The organism is Pantoea sp. (assembly GCF_039594315.1).
Classification (GTDB): domain Bacteria; phylum Pseudomonadota; class Gammaproteobacteria; order Enterobacterales; family Enterobacteriaceae; genus Pantoea.
Map to the genome: position 1 here is coordinate 228,118 of NZ_JBCNNP010000002.1, position 16,962 is coordinate 245,079.

The window sequence follows — 16,962 nt, forward strand, 5'->3', positions numbered from 1 at the left end:
GCTGTCGTCCAGCTTATAAATACTTTTTGAATGAAGCCGTCAGCACCGCCAGCGCCATTCCCAGCATCAGCGCCGCAGGCAGTAACAGCAGATTAGGGTACACAGCCGATGGCCACGACAGATACACCATGCAGGGAACATAGAACGCGGGTTTAACAAAGCGTTTGGCATGATGATATACAAAGCTGGATTCATACGCCGCGCCATAACGCCGCAGATCTCGCCGCCCCAGACCATCAACCACTGCAACCAGCACCACCATCAGAAACAGCGGTATGGACAATACCAGAATCGTCACCCGAATCAGCGTCACCACCGCGACATACACCGTCGCCAGCAAGTATTCCTGCATCGCCGATGCCAGCCAGCGGCTACCGGCACTCAATCCGGCAGCAACTGCATTCCCGCCGCTTTCCATTGCCTGATTCTGATGCGCGATCCATCCTTGCAAACCGCTATCGACAACCAGCCACTGATAAACCTGTGTAACCCAAGCAGTGACCGTTACAGTGGGCTGCGACAGCAGCAGGCTGCGCGTGAACTCAGTGGAAAGATAGCCGCTCTCGATCTGCATCACCTGCTGGCTATGCGACGCACCTTGATCTGGCCAGATGAATGCAATGCCGAAGTACTCCATTACCAGGCTGAAGAACAGAGACGCCAGTAGCATACCAATCAGCTTCCACGGCCATCCCCATAACAGATTAAACAGCAAACCATGCTCTTTAGGCTGCTGGACACGCGCTGGCTGTGTTGTTGTGTTTGGTGGTGGCATCATTCACCTCCCGGCGGTTCTGCGCCAGCAGCACCAGACCACCACGCTTCACTGGTGCGGTAATTACGGCGCATCTCAGCGGCGATCTTCTGCAGTCTTTCCGGCATCAAATCGGTTTTATCAGCAGCGGGTAGCGGCATTCGAATCTTCCACAGCTGGCCGCCTTCCAGCAGCGCGAACGCCTGGCCTTTGGGCAGGTTGATAATGTCAGCCGGAGTGAGCATCGGCGTTTTCACCATACTCACGCGGTCCTGAGTATTGGAGGTGAAATCGGTGCCTTGCTCCTGGTTGGTGATGTCGGTGTAACCCGAAACCAGCGTCTTGGAATACACATCCACTTCAGGCAACTGGCTGGTTAGCAGCTCGGCGGTGCGGTTCTCACGCACGCGCAGCATGATCAGTGTATTGAAGTTGCCCGTGACTTGCGCAGCTTTGGCGCTGCTACCAATGCGTGCCTCGATGTCAGAAATTGTTTGGGTGTACGCCGTTACCTCGATGCCCGCACCGCCGCCTTTGTTAATCAGCGGAATGAACTCATCGCCCATCAGTTCATTGAACTCGTCGCAGTGCAGGCTGATCGGCAGCTTGCCGTCGCCGTTTTCCGGCAAGCCGTCATTGATGCCGTGCTTATAAATATGCCCCGCAATACTCACCAAATCAGCCAACATACTGTTGCCAACGGCAGCACCGACCTCACTGTCAGAGAGCGCATCCAGACCGACATAAACGATGCCACGCTGGCGAATCACCTGTTGCCAGTCGAAAATCGGGCGCGGATCGTCTAAGTCTTCGTAGTCCGGTGAAAGCAGCGCCGCCGTTTTGCCGGTGGTGAGTTTTTCCAGTAGCGGCAGCAACGAGGCGACGATTTTATCGAAGTAGGTTCGGTCGTAACGTACAGCTGAGCGAAGACCTTCTAGAATGGGATCGTAGAGCTTTTTACCGGCTTCAGAACTCAGCGCCAGCTCCATTGCCCAGATGCGCGTGGCGTTTGATTGCCCCTGCATATTGCGCGGCAGATCCTTCTCCTTAAGCACATTGCTGCCATTCTCAATTTTGCTGCGCAGCTCCGGCAGATGCTTATCGACCAGATGTTCCACGTAGCGCTGATAGAGCTCGCCGATGTTAGTGACGTAACGAAGAATCAGCGAGTAATCGGGGCGCTGGCCAAGCGCAACCAGCGCGCGCGTCACGATGTTGACGAACCGCCAGGCGAACTCGCGAAATGCAGCGCTGTTGCCCTCAGCTCCTAATTGACCGGCAATGCGCGAAGCCACTTCCGACACACGCCCGAAGCGGCCAACCGCATTGTAACGAGCCGAGATCTCAGGCCAGCCAAGATGAAAAACGTGGAAGTCATCCTGACGACCGGCGCGGTGCGCTTCAGCCCACATACGCTTTAGCAAATCGGCATCGCCTTTGGGGTCGAAGACAATGGTGATATTGCCGCGCCGAATGTCCTGCGTAACCAGCAACTCCTCCAATCGCGTTTTGCCCACGCGCGTAGTGCCAACGACTAACGTATGCCCAACGCGCTCACGGAGATCCATTGATACATCGCGCTCATTCGGCTCGATGCCGTGCAACGCCGGATTGCCGCCAACGGGCGGCAGCGGGCGAACCGGGTTCAGCGGCGTATCAGCTGAAATCATCGATGACAGCCAGGGCAGAGAATGTTCGCACGCGCGTTCAAGTCTGCGCGCGTACTGATAGACCTTCGCTGGCTGCACATACTTTTCGACTTCTGGCCGCCGCGTATCAAGCAGGCGCTGCGTGTGTTTTTGCTGCCATAGAAAACCTTTGCCCAGGAACAGCCGGTGATTGCTTACTGGCACCTGGCGGCTGGTCATGACATAGCGCGGCAAGCGGCGCAGATTTCTGCGATACCTGATCACCTGACATCCCTGACGGGCACGAACGGCGGCCAGCACCGCAAAGCCGGTTGCGGTGACATAACTGACAGAAGGCGACAACGCAACAGCCCAAGGAGCTGCCACGCAAACATAGCTGGCGGTGGCGGCTACCAGCGTTGTGTTGAACTCAACTGCGGGACGTAGTAGCGCTTCAATAACATAGCGATCGCTCATAGCAGTGACTCACTTTTGGCAAGATTCAGACGTTCTGTGTGCCGAGTGATGCAGATTGTGCCAGCACCAGTAAGCGCGCAGCAGGGCCATAGAAAGGATGAAGAGCAGTGGAAGGAGCATCAGCGCTGCATGGGGCATTCCATGCAATCCGGCGAATCCCATCACTGGGCTGATACCTGCTGGCTCAGTGAATGCTCGGTGATCAGCACCGGGTAATGTTCCAATTTGAGGCGGCGTGCGAGATCGCTACCACATACCGGCGCGAGCTGCAGATTGGGCGCTATCTGGCGCAATTGCTGTAGTGAAGCCGAGCTGCTAACGTTCACCACCATTCCAACCGCACCGCGATGGGTGAGTAGTTCAGCGTTACGTGATAACCATTCCTGCGATTGGTCATCATCGCCAATCAAAAACAGCGCTCCAATACCCGGTAACTTCAGCGCACGCGGTTCAACTATGCCTGGAGTGAGTTCAGGTGTTGCCACTGGCAACACTGAACCTTCACTGTAGTCAGGAGGATTTGATTGCTGTTGCTGTTGCTGTTGCGGCTCTGCGTTAATTCCTTCATAGAAAGGCGCAGCCGACTTACCGCCGAGGTCGGCGATAACGTTGAGTTCAGCATGCGAGAGAAATGGCCACGCGACGATCGCGCCAACCAGCATCAATTTATTCATTGTTGCCTCCGGGGTTCTGTCCAGATGATTTCGGTTGAAGGTGTTTGGTTACTCGCGATGTTGGCGGGTGTATGCGTTGCAATTGGGCGAGGTTGAGTCGGCGAAAGTGAAGCCAACTTTTGGCTGACAATCAGCCGATAACGTGCAGCAGGTTTGCCGCCTGCCGGATGGTGATAGCAACCTGCAGCTTTTAACCAACTGCCGGGGCTGCGTTCCCAGCATTCGCGGAGGATGCGCGCCGCTGCGTTCAGGTTGATATATGGATCAAATGCATCCCACGTTGAGCTGAAGCGGTGGCCATTCCATCCGAGATTAACCTGCGCAATGCCGACATCAATCCGCTTCAGCGGATGGCTTTTCATAAACTGTTGCAACGCCAGCCAGGCCGCTTGCCTGCTTTCATAGCGGTAGCCTCTACCCGCGACGTTAATTGTCCATGGCCACGGGCGCGTGCCGTGCGGCAGCTGGCGCGATGATTCAGCCAGCGCCAGCGAGTAAAGCGATTCAGCTGGAACACCGTGCTGCAGAGCGACTTTTTGATAACCCGACGGCACGCTTTGCATGTTAGTTGACGCCACAGAGTTGGCGGCACTCAACAACAAAGCTGCGGTTAGAAGGCTGCGATATGCCATCCGCTTTCCCCCTGTTGGAGAAGGACCGGCATGATGCCGTTGCCGTAGCGCATCCAGCGACCTGCATCGTGGTTCAGGGTGATACGTCGCTCACGAACTTGCTCGGTGGGGATGCGGTGCTGTTGTGCCCAGTTGCGAAGTTTCTGATCACTGCCTTCGCTATCGACAAGGTAGATATCCACTGGGCGTTTATCCGCGAGAACGGCGGAGAGTCGGGCATCGCAGCGCTGACAATCAGCTTCGCGCACAAACAACGCCAGGCGGCCACCGGAGTCATGTGCGATACCTGCGGCGTTGCCCATATTAACCGGTAGCATGTTGGGCATCAGGCGCTTCCATGCAGCATCCACTTCGCGCTGGAATTTGAGCTCCTTTTCGGTGCGCTCATATTCTTGCTTTACCCAGAGCTCGGCATAATGGCGGCGCTCAGCGTCGTTGCGGGCTTCAATGCCAAGGGCAGTAATTTCGTCAATATTAGGTGAAAGCTTTCCTCTCAATCCTTTCATCAACTCAGCATACCTAACTGAGTTTTCTGAGTTATTTGATTGGTTTGTATTTATAGAAGAAGTGGTGTTCTCTTCAGAATGCTCAATCTCTAAAGCATATGATTTTGAACTCAGCACTAAAATTGAAATATAGAGTATTAGCTTAAGAATTTTTAACATATTACCTCCTGTTAAAGTAAGGAGGATAAAAGCATTGTGGAATTATAATGGTAAGGATTAACTAATAACTCTCTATCATTATTTTTTAAAACAGAATTTCCACCTAGATTCTTACGTTAGGAAAAACAAACGTAGCTAGTGACCTAAATCATTCTCAAAAATAACATGGGAAGGAATTGTTGACTTAATTCCTTCCTCCCAAACAATAAAAGCAAATGATTAAAATTAACTATATAGAAGGTGGCTGTGCTGTTTTTTCTATAAGTAATTTATTTTCTTCATTTAATTTTATGATGACATTATCTTTCATTGAATCAGGGTATTTGTTTTCGCCTGTGGATAAGAGCACCTGGTAGTCAACATTGTTTGGATTCTCGAGCATGTCCATGCATGAGATCATTCGTTTAAGATTAACATTATCAATACCTATATTCTCAGGCGTGTCAATTAACAACAGGCGAGGGAAAGGAATGTCATCCAACAGTGAAAGTTGAAGAAGTGTTAAATAGTAAAGAAATCTCTTGTGCACAGCTGCACTGGCTTCCTTATAAACACCACTATTTATCAGCGGCATGTAATCGTCATTATTAATTTCTGCGACTCGACAGTCCAGTAATGAAGATTTCATGAAGTGATTATAGTATTTGTTGAACTTGTCAACTTTCTCGATTAACTCAGCTTCAGATGAGGCTTCCAACCTTTCGACTGCAATTTTTGCCAAGTCCATGTCTTTTTTAGCAACGTCTTTTACACGTTGATAAGCCTGAAGATTTTTCTCAAGCTGAAGAGCTTGTCTCAAGCTACTTATTTTCTCTTTTTGTCTAAGCAGATGATCTTCTAAATCATCTATCTCATCAAAATTAGTAATATACTCAATTTCATTTAGAGCACTTGATAGTTCTTCTTTCAAACTAATGTTTGAGATATTAGAAGACACAATTTCGCTTTCGATAGATTTAAAATCATCCTGTGCAGTTTTTAGAGCGACTTCCATAGTCTCTAAAGACTTAACTTTACTTTTGAGTAGCGTGTAATACTCACCCGGATCATAGAAATATCTTCTATAATCATTTTCATCAATGTCATGCCCACATACACACTTGTCACTTGGCCTATCAACATTCTTTAAGCAATATGGGCATGTGTCAGGTGTAAACATCTCCAACTGTCTGTGAGTATGGATGATTTTTTGAAGTCTAAAAGCATCTTCTCTTGTTTGATTAATTACACGATTAAGAGAATCTATATCCTTAAGCTTAATTTCAAGTGTTCTCTTTAAATCTATTAGACTAAGCTCAGTACGACCATATGCATCTTTCAACTTTGCAATATGGCTTAGTCCGGTATTCTCGCTAATTTTAGATGTTAGCTTTTCTGAGCGATAAGATATTAAACGCTCAACTGACTCTTCCAAATCATTTATTTCTTTGGTCAAATGGTAATCATTAATTACTTCTTTGAAACCAAGTTGTTTATACATTCCTGAAACAATATTTTTATATTCTGAAAGTATCGCATTAGATTTTTCATGTTCTGACTGCTTACGCTTTAGAGTTCCATACGCCTCATAAAGTTTGATCAATGTCTTCCCCATCAATACTTCAAAGATGGCTTTTCTAAGGAATACTGAATCACTGACATAGTTTTGATTATCTGCGGGCTTGTAGATGCCATTTACATCAGTACCTTGATTATGATAAACAAGGCGCAGTAAATCGTTAAGACCTATTTTAAAATTTTTACCTGCGTGAAAAATCTCAATACTTGGAATGTTAAGCTGTTCAAGAATCCAGTCAGAAAATATATAGTCTTCCGATTTATGTCTATTAATAGCTAAACATAAAAATTCTACAGATGAACCATCATCATTCAAAAAAGGTTCATCTGAAAGGATTGTTATGAGGTTTTCACCTATTTTTCTGATAAATTTAAACTTTTTACTTTGCAATGAAACTTCTAGCTCAACAAAGTTTGATTTATCATTAACTATTTCGTTATGTTTTTCTTTTTCAGTGCTGCTGAAATGAGAAACTTTTCCTCCCAGCCCATAATAAATAAGGTCAAAAAAGGTAGACTTCCCACATCCGTTAGGTGCTTCGATTATGTTGACTTTGAATTTATCTAGTTCGGGGGAGCTAAAATTATATTGCTTACCCTCATAGTGCATTTTATGTATTTTTAATTGGCCCATAAATTCAATCCATACTCAGTGAAAAACTTCCCAATTAATCCATCAAGCCCAAGAATATTTATTGACTTGAAATGAGATTTCAAAATGGCTGTGTTATTTAATTCTCTATTGAAAAGATCTGTATCAAAAAAAGAATTGAAAAGATCTATATCTTTAACCTCAATGTTATAACAATCAATTTTTTCGGTATCAATTACCGATATGATTCCGCTTTTTTCAAGGCTTCTTACTATTTTATAAACCTCCCTTTGATGTAAAGAGGCTTTTACATATATATCAAATAAATATTCTTTATCGAATGGCTTTAAAAACCCTTCCCCATAATTCTCAATGAGAATATCAACAGAAGTAGAGCTGGATATTATTTGCATCAAAAATGTCAGTTTTCTATGGTCTTTAAAAATAAGTTTCTTATTAGAGAACTCTTTGAGGCAAATAATTATTAAATAAGTTAAAAAATAAAAATCCTCGCCTGAAACGAAGCTTATTCTTTTTAATTTATCCTTGTTTTTATGTGTGTTCATATTCTATTCTTCGTCGAAGGCTAAGTAACAATCATCAACCAATGTTAAAATTATACCACGGATCGTTAGCCTATCATCTATGCTCATTCGATAAGTTTTTTTAAGTTGTTGAATGTTATCATAGCATAACTCCACCATATGGTCTAAATGGAGTAGTAAATCGTCTGTAGTATAGTTTTTCTGAGATAAATTACCTGCGATATAATCGCTACACCATTCGTAAAAGTTGCATCTTAAGGAAATATACTCCTGTCCAAATAATTCTTCATTAGTTCTTGCTTTGGTTGCGGTGAAACTTAGAAGTTCTATTTTTCTATTTTTAATGTCGGTACATACGGCCCTCAGTTTTTCCTCAAGATTTCTCTGGTCACTTATATCAAGACCTTCAAATATTTTCCATGCGGGATCTATCGGTTTAAGTTCATTTTGATTTGAAGCTGCTTGTAGAAAGATGACTTGCACCATTTCACGGTTAACGAATCTCCCAAACTTCCTATCATCTTGTTGGTTTCTATCAAACAAACTTTCTAAGGCACCAAGAATTATATTTTCAAGGCCATAATGGCGATGATCATAAAATTGGCATTCTTTGATGCTCCTCATAACTTCATCATCATAACTATCTCTTTCAGTTTCAGTTATGACAAATTCAATTGAAGATAAAAACTCGTAAAAATCTTGATTACTCCATTGGGATATGACTTTGTGATTGCCGCCATAAGATGTAATTAATGTTTTATCTTTATCAGCATAAACTGCGTACTGTTTTTGATATTCCTCAAGGAATAATGATTTTGCGATGCTTATTTCATCTTCTGAAAGTACATCCTTTGCGGATAATTTCTTTAATATGCTAAGTTTTGTGGTTTTAGTTTTACTAATTTGAAAGTTGGGAGCAATTAAATTTAAAACTGAATTATCTAGTTGCTCATCTGATAATTGAGCGTGGCAAAATATTGAAAAGTCGATTGTTTTGGAATCTTTGAAGTGACTTATATATTGGTCCGCAAATGCCACAAGAGTATTTTTTATTGCTTCAGAATTATAGCTCAAACCACTTGAATATTTTTTATTCTCTTCTATTTCAATAGTTGCAACGCCATCATTTACAACTAAGGTTGCAGAATCTTCAATGAATTCCGTTGCACAATAACAGGTTTTCTTTCCCAGTTTGCTTATCAAATTCAAGAGGCGATGAACTGCCCTAACTCTTTGAAATAACAATCCGCTTCCAGAGGTCTTTGCCGCTTCTCTATTTATAGTTTGTGGGATCATGAACTGTGGTAGTCATTAGATAAAATAATGTTTTTTATCCTAACACATTCAACTACACGTGCAATATGTTCTACAAAGCCTAAAAGAATTACGCCCTGATAGATTCAGGGCGTTGAGTTAAAATGAATTATCAACATAGTTCTGACTGTGCTTTGTCTGAGTCGGCGGCGTAGAATCCACACGCTCTGCCTTGTAAACCATCGCCTGGCCAATCTTGATCCAATCAACCTTAATTAGTCTGGCTTTCAAGCTAACGCGTTGTTCGCCTGCATGATCACCTTTGTTGAGCGTGAAAATGTCTGACGTCAAGTTGCTGAGAGTAAACCCAAGCAGCACTTTTTGGTCCTCATCGACAGCTTTCTGGCAGCGGCTTATAAGGTCCGTTGCTTCCTTACCGGCGACAGTGGCATCAAAGCGTACATAGGTTGGGCTATCAGTAGGGCCACTCAGCGCATTAATCACCACGCTGAGAAAGCCACCATTGAGGGTTTCAATTCTGCGAATGTTGCTCAGATAACCCAGGCCCTTGATGTTGAGATTGAAGTATTCAGCTTTGGTAGAAGTGGTAATGGCGTTGTTTGCAGCGTTGTTGGTAGTGGTAGCAGTCATGATGTTTACTCCAGGAGTGGGAAATAGTGACGGAGAAACATTCATCCCTGACGGATAAATGCTTTCCGTCAGGAAGCGCGGATAGCTATGCCGCGCTGGCTGGTTAGTGCAAAGAACCTCATCACACAGGTGATATCCGCATTAAGAGGTTGAGCGGATCGACCACTGCAAAAACAGCACTTCTCTCAGGTCATGAAGTTTTAGATGGCAACCGCGTAAGCGTTTCTCTCAGGCTGCTGAAACATTGGCTGGTTGTTGAGGCAACAACAATAATGCCGTTCCAGTGTCCTGCCGCTAAAAGCGGATGTCAGCGATAAAGTAGTTTTGCGGAGATGAAAATAAAAAAGCGCCAGCAATTGCCAGCGCTCAGGGTCCGCACGCAGACCGGTGGTGTATTCGTTACTCCGGGAGTTGAAGCTCCGGCGCGGTTTTCACGGAGGGCGTGCGCCTTACAGACCAAATCGGATGTGCGGTGATTTGCCTGCCGGACTGATGATTTTCTGTCCCCGTAAAAGACATCCAACCATCCCGCAGTCACGGGGTGCTACATCGAAGCCTGTTAACCTTATCAGCATCGCTGAGGACATAAAAGGCTTTGGTGAAGCGCCAGAAAGTTATTCAGAAGCTTCACTATTTGCCGCCAGTTTTTTCAGGTTCGGTGAAAAAGTGGAGAGCATTTTGCCACTCATCACATCCTGATCGACTTCACCCAATAGCTTGATGGCTTCATTGGCAATTACTGTCTTCTGTGCAAGATCACTACGCGTCACTGCGAACGAACGATAGTGCTGCGCCACGCCATACACTTTACGCACCAGATGGCCGCCATTGCTGAGCATCTCGTCGCGCTCTTTGCCCGTAATAAGGCCGTAATGGGACGCCTGAAATACTTTTAGAGCCAGTTGATCGTAGCCAACCAGCAACCAGACGCAGCGATAACCCAGCGGTGTACCGCTGAACACGCCAATGTTCAGCGGTGATACTGAAGACACATCTGTCAGTGAAATACGTGCGGGGATCGCTTTAAGCGTTGCTTCCAGCTCATCGACTAACTTCTGGATCTCAGTAGTCGCCAAATCCAGCGCGTTCTCAAGCTTCAGCAGTGCCATATCCGCGTAAGGATTGTCACCCTCAGCATCACGGCTCATCAGACCAGCGCGCTGAATCACACGCGGCATGCTGAGAATTTGAGGTCTGCCGCGCTCGCGCAAATCGTCAGGCTGGCGTCGGCGACCTTCCCATAATCGAATCGCATAATGCGAGTGCAGTTCAATGGTCAAAGAGGAGCGCAACGCGCCTGCTTTGGCCGTATCGGTTTCGTTCTTTTCTTCAGCCATTTCCCACTCCATATAGTTGATGATGCTGCGCCAGTTTTCAGGAGCGTTAAGGCAACATCTATCGTAAAACCATTCACACAGATGCCAGTTATCTGGCTCGTCAGCTGTTCAGGCGTTGCCGTATCGATTGCACGATCCCGGCTATGTCAGCGGCAGAGCTGGTTGCTCTCGTCAATGGTTCAGGTTGTGCCGGTCTAGTCGGTGCGGTGACAGACGGCGAAGCAGCAACGTGAGTGAACTGGCCGGTTCTCGCTTTTTTGATCACCGCCAGCAGCCAGCCGGTTGGGTTCTGGATTGAACCGGCATCGAGGTTCTGGCCAAGTTGGTGAAGCAGCTGCTGCGACTGCTCAGCGGGCAACGCTGCCAGCCGGTGTTCAAGCATGGCGAGATCTTCCTGGCTAAAATTCTGCCGGTAGCGTTCAGGGATCAGTTCGGATGGTGGCGCAGCCGGTGTATACGTGTTTTTTTTCACACCTTGTGTAAAACAACGTACGTTACCGTTCGGATTCCGAACTCCGGGCCGAAGCCTTGGTATCAGCGAGGGTTCGGAAACCGAACTTAGTGAATTTGAATGCGCCGGTATGCTGGGTTCGGCTTCCGAACTTGGCGTTTTTATACCCGGTTCGGAAACCGAATTCGGGCGAGTGAGCTTCCTGGCTGCGGCCATTTCCTGCGGCGTTTGGGGTTTGCCCAGACGGCTTTCGATCTGGCTAATATGGCTTTTGCAGTGGCGCATCTGCGGGTCATTTTTGATTTCATCCAGCACCTGCAACGCGGTTTGCTTGATGGTTTTATTGCCGCTGCGGCACGCTTCAGCGACGGTATCGAGCCACGCCGGATCCATGATTTCGGCGTCACAACAGGTTAGCGGTTCGTCGTGCTGCGCATAGATATTGCCACGCACGCGGCCTTGATCGTCACGAACGCGCTTGCACAGGCTGAGCCAGCCGGTCAGTCGCAACATCAGCATCACTCGGCTGACCGTTTCGCGCGACGCCTTGCCTTTATGCGGGGAAGCGAGCTGCAGTTGCAGTTCGTCATAGCTGGGGAACACTGCGCCGTTGTTTTGCTGCGCGTACAGCCTGATCATCATCCACGCCATCTTATCGAGCGGAGATAGCCGGGTATCAAGCAGCAGCTGACGCGGGTAAGCATCCTGAACATTGCCGAGATACAGCAAACCGCTGCGCAGCTGCGAGACGCCATCGTCACTGGATTTTTCCGCCAGCCGCGCCTGCATTTTTTCCATCGTGAAAGCGATTAAGCTGTCAGAGGGGAGATTCATGTCATTTCCTTTTGCCGCCGATCGCCACATGCCATCGGGTGAATGCTGTTATTGCTGCACCCCGCGCGGGATACAGAGTGACAACACTCGCTATTTCCAGATCGCCTTGCTGTATCTCTCATGCGTCATCAGTTCCCAGTCTTTACCGCTGTTTTTACTCAGCAGCCGCCAGAACAGGCCAATGTCGATTTTGAGATAATCCGAGCCGTTCGCTTTGATACGCGTGAAGTTGTTCTTGCCGCACCGGAACAGTGTCAGCTGCCTCACCGCCTTGCGGCAGTAGGGCTCTGGCACATTAACCGGCGCGACAAGTCCATCAGTCAGCGTCTGGTTGCGTTGGCTCATGCCATCTTCCGCATTGCTGCGGGCTCTGACTTTTTGTTGCTGTGCCAGCCATGCACGGCGTGCCAGATAGCGGTTAGCGACAGATCCATCTGCTCAGCGCACAGCATCATCACGTCGAGCCCATCGGCGCTGTCGGGATCGTCAATGCTGGCTTTCTGCCACTTGCGCCAGATCTCGGCATTGTCCTCGTCGTTGAGCACCACGCCGCGACCTTTGCGCACCTCGATACCGGCCATGCGGCGGCGTGCGGCAACTTCTACCGTAGAAAGGCCAAAGTAGTGCTGCATCAATTCGATAGAGCCGTTGAGCGCCAGCGCACGGTCGATACGCTGCAGGCGTCTTTGCTCACGTCGTGCCTGCTGCAACATCAACGACAAATTTTCGTGGTGGATGCGGAAAGTCAGCACCGATACTGGGCTGTTCATCAGGTAGTGCAGGTCTTCAATGGTTAGCCCGTGAAGCATCTGCATCTCCTCGGGCATCAAACCCACCGCTTCGCAGCGGCGGATGTAGCCTGATTTGAGTTCCATCACTAACTGAGTCAGCAGACCGTTGGTGGCCTGAGACAAGCTGTTACTCATCATGGTTATCTCCGGTTTTCAGTAATCTCAATCGACTAAACATATCGCTCAGCTTTGGCGCTGCAGTTCGCGCAGCCGCCGCAACGTGCGGATTAACTTCATAAACGTCTGGGTTAGGTCATCATCAAAGCGCGGCGCGGCATCGTTGCTGCCGATAAGCAGCTCGCGCATTAGGTCTGGTAAGTCCTCATCGCATGCTCCGCCTGCCAGGGAGGAAAGCAGGCATGAAATTGGCGCGGCGCTGAGATCTTCGTCAATGCGATAGCCAGCTGAATTAGCACTGTTATCCGATATCACTGCTTCACCGTCGCTATCCGAATCAGCCAGCTCAAAAGCAAGACGAAAGGCGATATTGCGCAGGTGATCGGCATCGTCCTGCAAAGTGGGGATGGACCAGAAATCTGGCGCGGCTGATTGAATGTTGCTACTGGCAACATCAGAAACCGCCCCGGAAGTGTTGCCAGTGGCAACAGTAGAACTCGGCTCGGAGGTGTTGCCAGTGGCAACAGTGGAATTAGGTTCGGAAGTGTTGCCACTGGCAACACTTGATGTGGTTGGTGGTGGAGTAGGCTTGCGAATTGGCGCAGGCGCGCGCGGTGCTGCTTCCGGTTCAGGCTGCTGGTTTTGCTGCTGCAACTGCGGAGCGACGGGTTCAGGTTCACCGAATAGCTGACGTCGATTTTGCTCACTGGGATCAAGCTCAATCAGCCAGCGATCGTAGTTGAGTGATGGATGCGGCAACGCGTTGACCAGCTCGCCAATGAACTCGTCGCGGAACATCTCCAGCGACCAACTCTCCGGCGAATTGAAATGCGGGCACACATTTGCCATCACGTTTTCAAAAGTGGCATCTGGTTTCGCTTCAGCCGAGTAGTGATTCCAAAGTTTCTCCGCATCGCTACGCAGCACCAGCAATGCGTTGATTTGCGGGCGGCCAAGGCCGGATTCCAACAGCGCCGGTAAATGCGGATAGAGATGACGTACGCAGCTGTCCATGCGGCTTAGACTGGAATAGCTAACCGGATAACCCTGCTCGGTCAGCGTCGTTGCCAGTTCGCGCAGGGAAACCGCCTTGCCTGATTCATCTTCAATGATCTGGCGTGCGTTACGGATACCGATCGCTTTCTCGATAAAGCTCAGCTCGCCGCGCAGCTCGTTTTCAGCCAGATGACCAATTACGCACTTGATGCGTCCTGGCCACGGTTTGAACAGGCAATGCACGCGGTAGAAATGTTCGCTATGCGTTTCTTCCCACAGTTCACTCAACGCCTGGTAACGTGTATTACCGCCATCGCTGAAGATGTAGGAGCCGGGATTGTCGGGATCGAGCGTGACTTTTGGAACCGTATCGAGGCCGCGCGCGCGAATTGAAGCCTTTATGTCATCAAAGCGCGGATTGCGACTGGTGCGCGGATTATCAGGGTTGGGGCGCAGCTGATCCAGCGTCAGCACCATTGGCATTTCGCTGCCTGGCGCATCTGGCGTTGCCACTGTTAATGTCGCTTCTGCCTGACGTCCGCGTTTCAAAAGCGCATCAGTCAGATTGGTGGTTCTCTGTTTTGCCATCGCTGTCATGCCTGGGCCCTCCCATAACCAAAGTGATAGGAGTTGTTTTCAGCATTAGAGAAGCGCGTATAGCGGCCATCATAGGCGGTTTTGACAGTGCCGATAGGGCCCTGGCGTTGCTTGCCGATGATGATTTCGGCGATGCCTTTTTCGGTGGAGTTCTCGTTATAAACTTCATCGCGATAGATGAAAAGAATCAGGTCGGCGTCCTGTTCCAGCGCGCCGGAATCGCGCAGGTCGCCGTTGTTTGGCCGCTTATTGGGCCGCGATTCCACCTGCCGATTTAACTGGGATAGCGCGACAAGCGGACATTTCAACTCTTTGGCCAGCGCCTTCAGGCAACGCGAGATCTCTGAAATCTCCTGCGTGCGGTTCTCTTGCTCAGGCGCACGCATCAGCTGCAGGTAATCGACCAGAATCAGGCTCGGTTGCCCGTATTTGCGGATGTAGCGTCTTGCTCGGGCGCGCAGCAGCGCCGGAGTCTGGTCGCTGTTTTCATCGATGATCAGCCGATCTTTCCAGGCGGTGACTCGCTCCATTGCCAAGCTGATTCTGGCCCAGCATTCATCATCGAGCTGACCGCTGCGCAGCAAATTCAGCTCAACCTGACCCAGCATTGCAACAAGCCGCATCATCAGCTGCTCTGCTGGCATTTCCAGGCTGAAGCAAAAAACTAAATTGCTCTCCTGAGCATCCAGCGCCGCTTCGCACATCGCTAAAGCGAGCGCCGTTTTACCCATCGAAGGACGCGCGGCTAGCAGAATTAAATCGCCAGCCTGCAAACCACAGGTCATTTGATCCATTTCTCTAAAACCCGTCGGCGTGCCGGTGATGCCATTCCCGCCAGTCGTCTCTTCTAGCCGGGTAAGCAACTGCGACATGCCATCGAGCACAGTGATTTCCTGGTGCTGACGAGCGTGGCCTTTTTCGGCGAGGTTGAACAGTTGGCTTTCAGCGACTTCGCTGATGTTGCAGGCGGTGGCGTTGGGAAGCTGCACATCGCGGGTGAGTTGGTTGCCGAGTATGTACAACTGACGCAACTGGCTTTTTTCAGCAATTATCCGTGCGTAGGCAAGGATGTTGGCGGCGCTTGGCGTGTTCTTGCTTAGCTCAGCGAGGTACGCAAACCCACCGCACTGATCGAGGATGTTGTGACGTTCCAGCAACTCGCTGAGGGTGATCAGGTCAAATGGATTGTTACCTCTGGCAAGCTCGTCGATGCCTTTGAAAATCGAGCGATGCGGGCTGGAGAAGAAGTCTTCGCGTTGAATCAATGTGACCACATCATCCCAGCGATCGTTATCCAGCATCAGCGCGCCCAGCACTGCCTGTTCGGCATCAATGGAATGCGGCATATCGATTGGGTAATTACTGGATTTAGACATGATTCACCTCCTTCACCGAGCGTGAAAGAAGCGCGTCAAACTGGCTTAGCCATTCCGGGAACAGCTCACACGCTAGGTTGTGCATTGTTTGCAGCGCCGAATCGCTTTTACGGCGTGTCTGCGTTTCAAGCCGGTGCGCAGGTTCGCCAGCAAAATGGCCTGCTTTATAGATGTCGAGATCGAAGATTTGGGTATTTAGTAGTGATACTGGCAGTTCGGCGGCGTAGGGACTGTATTTCCCCTCGCTGACTATCGTCTCAAGCTGCGACAGCGTGGCTTTGGCCAGCGACGTGTAATCCATGCAATTCACCAGAATGCGAACTGCGGGCAGCTTAATGCCGTAAGAGGAAAGCGAACGCAGTTGCTCGAACATTGCTATTGAACCGCGCAGGAACTCGCGAATATCCGGCAACACCGGCTTAACGATGCCGATCGTGGAGTCGGTAGCAGCGAGCACTATCAGCTCCAGCATCACTGAGCGTGCGCCCTGCGAATCAATGATGATGGCGTCGTACTGCTTAAAAAGCGGGTGCTGCAGAATATTACGCATGCGCAACCGACCATCTGGCGCATGCAACATGGCCGTCAGTAAGTGAGCTTGCGGGTCGTTGGAGATGATGACGTCGAGGTTAGGGATAAAACTGTGGGAAATTATATTGCTGGCATCGCTGAGATCCACTGTCTGCATCAGCAGCTCATATAGACCGCACGGCGCTTCATAGGTGAGTTGATAGATGCTGCTAGCAGTGGGTTGCCCGAAGTCGCCATCGATTAACAGCGTCTTCAATCCTGCATCAGCGAGAAAGCCACACAGGTTCGCGGCTTGCGTAGATTTGCCTTCTCCACCTTTGGTGGAAATTACGGGAAGTATTTTCATCATGCACATCCGAAAGTTATTCGGAGGTACATCTAAATCACGATGTTTTTAAGCTAATCGAAGCTGAATTTTCCCGCCAAGAATCAACCCTAAAATCTGTGCAAGGGGATTGAAAATCCCCGTGTCCGTGGTTCGATTCCGCGTCCGGGCACCAACA

Annotated in this window: 16 protein-coding genes; all 16 read right to left on the reverse strand. The window is 49.0% G+C overall.

Annotation, left to right across the window (positions count from 1 at the left end):
- Positions 1-13: 13 nt before the first annotated feature.
- Positions 14-775, reverse strand: coding sequence for a TIGR03747 family integrating conjugative element membrane protein (locus ABDW13_RS02720; protein WP_343550860.1), 762 nt, complete (start codon positions 773-775; stop codon positions 14-16).
- Complete coding sequence (gene traD, locus ABDW13_RS02725) at positions 775-2,859, reverse strand: type IV conjugative transfer system coupling protein TraD (protein WP_343550861.1); 2,085 nt, start codon at positions 2,857-2,859, stop codon at positions 775-777. The genes ABDW13_RS02720 and traD overlap by 1 nt, the downstream gene beginning before the upstream one ends.
- 161 nt (positions 2,860-3,020) lie before the next feature.
- Positions 3,021-3,533 (reverse strand): integrating conjugative element protein, encoded by a 513-nt coding sequence (locus tag ABDW13_RS02730; protein WP_343550862.1) that lies wholly within the window; start codon positions 3,531-3,533, stop codon positions 3,021-3,023.
- Positions 3,530-4,165, reverse strand: a complete 636-nt coding sequence (locus ABDW13_RS02735; RefSeq protein ID WP_343550863.1) for a transglycosylase SLT domain-containing protein — start codon at positions 4,163-4,165, stop codon at positions 3,530-3,532. Before ABDW13_RS02735 ends, ABDW13_RS02730 begins: the two co-directional genes overlap by 4 nt.
- Positions 4,144-4,671, reverse strand: a complete 528-nt coding sequence (locus tag ABDW13_RS02740; protein ID WP_343550937.1) for a TIGR03759 family integrating conjugative element protein — start codon at positions 4,669-4,671, stop codon at positions 4,144-4,146. Before ABDW13_RS02740 ends, ABDW13_RS02735 begins: the two co-directional genes overlap by 22 nt.
- Positions 4,672-5,059: 388 nt before the next feature.
- A complete protein-coding gene (locus ABDW13_RS02745; RefSeq protein WP_343550864.1) occupies positions 5,060-7,021 on the reverse strand; it encodes a hypothetical protein in 1,962 nt (653 codons plus the stop codon).
- Positions 7,009-7,545 (reverse strand): hypothetical protein, encoded by a 537-nt coding sequence (locus ABDW13_RS02750; protein WP_343550865.1) that lies wholly within the window; start codon positions 7,543-7,545, stop codon positions 7,009-7,011. The genes ABDW13_RS02745 and ABDW13_RS02750 overlap by 13 nt, the downstream gene beginning before the upstream one ends.
- A gap of 3 nt (positions 7,546-7,548) precedes the next feature.
- Positions 7,549-8,820: a hypothetical protein gene (locus tag ABDW13_RS02755; protein WP_343550866.1), complete on the reverse strand. Its 1,272-nt coding sequence runs from the start codon at positions 8,818-8,820 to the stop codon at positions 7,549-7,551.
- Positions 8,821-8,937: 117 nt separating this feature from the next.
- Entirely contained in the window at positions 8,938-9,429 is a 492-nt protein-coding gene (locus ABDW13_RS02760; RefSeq protein WP_343550867.1) for an STY4534 family ICE replication protein, read from the reverse strand.
- A gap of 614 nt (positions 9,430-10,043) precedes the next feature.
- Positions 10,044-10,766, reverse strand: a complete 723-nt coding sequence (locus tag ABDW13_RS02765) for a PFL_4669 family integrating conjugative element protein (RefSeq protein WP_343550868.1) — start codon at positions 10,764-10,766, stop codon at positions 10,044-10,046.
- Between the two features lie 100 nt (positions 10,767-10,866).
- Positions 10,867-12,051 (reverse strand): STY4528 family pathogenicity island replication protein, encoded by a 1,185-nt coding sequence (locus ABDW13_RS02770; protein WP_343550869.1) that lies wholly within the window; start codon positions 12,049-12,051, stop codon positions 10,867-10,869.
- A gap of 90 nt (positions 12,052-12,141) precedes the next feature.
- On the reverse strand, positions 12,142-12,396 hold the full coding sequence (locus ABDW13_RS02775; RefSeq protein WP_343550870.1) for a hypothetical protein: 255 nt from the start codon (positions 12,394-12,396) through the stop codon (positions 12,142-12,144).
- Complete coding sequence (locus ABDW13_RS02780; RefSeq protein WP_343550938.1) at positions 12,393-12,977, reverse strand: DUF2857 domain-containing protein; 585 nt, start codon at positions 12,975-12,977, stop codon at positions 12,393-12,395. The genes ABDW13_RS02775 and ABDW13_RS02780 overlap by 4 nt, the downstream gene beginning before the upstream one ends.
- 48 nt (positions 12,978-13,025) lie before the next feature.
- Positions 13,026-14,552 carry a ParB family protein gene (locus ABDW13_RS02785; RefSeq protein WP_343550871.1) on the reverse strand — a complete coding sequence of 509 codons (1,527 nt, stop codon included), beginning with the start codon at positions 14,550-14,552 and terminating at the stop codon, positions 13,026-13,028.
- Entirely contained in the window at positions 14,549-15,928 is a 1,380-nt protein-coding gene (dnaB-PI, locus tag ABDW13_RS02790) for an SPI-7-type island replicative DNA helicase (RefSeq protein WP_343550872.1), read from the reverse strand. Before dnaB-PI ends, ABDW13_RS02785 begins: the two co-directional genes overlap by 4 nt.
- The gene (locus ABDW13_RS02795; protein WP_343550873.1) at positions 15,921-16,805 is read right to left on the reverse strand and encodes an AAA family ATPase; all 885 of its coding nucleotides are present in this window, start codon (positions 16,803-16,805) and stop codon (positions 15,921-15,923) included. Before ABDW13_RS02795 ends, dnaB-PI begins: the two co-directional genes overlap by 8 nt.
- Positions 16,806-16,962: the final 157 nt, after the last annotated feature.